2 protein-coding genes are annotated in these 2090 nt (G+C 65.8%); both read right to left on the reverse strand.

The window, feature by feature from the left end; genetic code table 11:
* Positions 1-838 (reverse strand): glycyl-radical enzyme activating protein (locus tag FJZ36_19145; protein ID MBM3217016.1); only part of this gene is annotated, 838 nt, incomplete at its 3' end.
* A 235-nt stretch (positions 839-1073) separates the two neighbouring features.
* A partial coding sequence (locus FJZ36_19150) for a hypothetical protein (GenBank protein ID MBM3217017.1) occupies positions 1074-2090 on the reverse strand: 1017 nt, incomplete at its 5' end.

Below are 2090 nucleotides of genomic sequence, written 5' to 3' on the forward strand. Positions count from 1 at the left end.
AGGGCTTCTGGAGCCACGAGTACTTGCCGCTCGCCGACGGGTTGAAGGGGAGTAGACTGATCCGCTGCGCCCCGAGCGACCGTGCGAGCCGCCCGATGTTCTGGATATCCTCGGCTCCGCCGTTGTAGCCGGGAATGACCGGCACGCGCACGATGACGTCCGCGCCGCCGTCGATGAGGCGCGTCAGGTTCTCCGTGACGTGCGTCAGCGGAACGCCCGTGAAGCTGATGTGCTTCTCGCCGTCAGCGTGCTTGAGGTCGTAGAGGAAGAGGTCCGTCACCGTTGCTAACCGTTCGAGGCGCACCCAGGTTGTCACGCCCGTCGTCTCGATCGCCGTGTGGACGCCCTCGTCGCGGCACAGCGCCAGGACGCTGTAAGCGAACTCCGGCTGGAGGGTCGGTTCGCCGCCTGTGAGGGTGATGCCGCCTCCGGTTCTGCGGAAAAAGGGCTTGAGCGCGCGCGCTTCGTCCACGACATCGCCCGCCGTCGTCGTGTAGCCCTTCATCTCCAGGGCGTCGTGTTCGCATGCGTCGAGACACTTGCCGCACCGGAGGCAGGCTTCGCGGTCGCGGTCGGCGGGTAGGATGGGCTCCGGTGTGCGGAGGTCAATCGGGCAGGCTTCGGCGCACGCGCCGCATCGGACGCAGCGCGCTTCGTACCAGACGACTTCTGGACGTGGGGAGACGGATTCCGGACTGTGACACCAGACGCACCGGAGCGGACATCCCTTGAGGTAGACCATCATCCGCAAGCCGGGCCCGTCGTGGGTCGCCGTCTGGTCGACGGCGAAGATCGTTCCGGCTACGGAGCGCAGGGCTTCCCTCTCGGCGTCGCGCATTTCGCCTCCTCGCACCCGACCCGTTCGCGCTAGTGGTCAGTGACAGTGACTTATCGTGTTATCCGACCCCGCCCTAACCCTCCCCCATGCAAGGGGGAGGGACATAGCTTCCTCCCCCCGCGAAGCGTGGGAGGATTGAGGTGGGGGAAGACGAACTCTCCAAAGTAACTGACCACTAGACCCATTCGCCGCGTCGCTCAGAATGACATACACTCACCTTGGCGCGGCAACAGCGTCAGACTTCCAGCTCCGTCCGAGCGATCACCTCATCCTGGGCGTCCTTCGGCAGGAGCGTGAACGGGACGAGATACCCGCCGATCCGCACGAAGAGGTCGGCATAGTCCGCCGGGCTCTCCTGTGCCGCGCGGAGCGTCTCGGCGCTCGTGATGTTCACCTGAATCTGGTAGATGCCCAGATCGAAGCTCGCCTCGATGAGCCCCTTCAGCCGATCGACGCCCTCGTCGGTCGCCAGCGCGTTCGCCTGGAACCGGACGTTGAACGTGATGCCGCCCAGCCCTCGGCTGTGGTCGAGCTCCGACGCGGAGAGGATCATCGCTGGCGTCCCACGCAGCGGAACGCCGTTGCAGGGAGCGAGCGAGTTCGCCAGCGGCGTGCCCGCCTTGCGCCCGTCGGGCGTCGCGGGCGTCTCGCGCCCGAACCCGATCCAGACCGTCCATCCGAGGAAGCCGGGGAACACGGGTCCGCCGAAGCGGTTCTTGTGGCCTTCGATGGCGGAGCACCATCCGCCCGCGACTTCCTCGAACAGGGCGTTGATCCATTCCGTGTCGTTGCCGTACTTCGGGCATTCCTTGAGGATCGCACGGTAGAGCTCGTCGGCGTTCTCGAAGTCGGTGCGAAGCGCGGCGCGGAAGTCGTCCATCGTGTAGCGGGCTTCGTCCTCGACGAGCGTCTTGATGGCAGCCAAGCCGTCCACGACGTTCGAGACGCCGACCGCCTCCGGCTGGAGGAAGTTGTAGAGGGCTCCTCCCGATGAGATGTCCGCTCCGGCGTCGAGGCAGCCCTGAATGAGGCACGACAGCAGCGGGAAGGGGCGGAACCGCTCCTCCATGAGCTGATCGCGCAGGCTGTTGGCGACCGCCTGCTTCGCGGCATGGCGCAACTGCACGTGGAAGGCTGCCTTGAGCTCGTCGTAGGTCTGCGGGAGACCTGTCGCGGGTCGATCCTGCGTCTCGCGAACGGGATGCTTGCCGTCGAACATCGCATAGATGAGGCACATCGGGATGTTGACGTA

Source organism: Candidatus Poribacteria bacterium (genome assembly GCA_016866785.1).
GTDB lineage: Bacteria > Poribacteria > WGA-4E.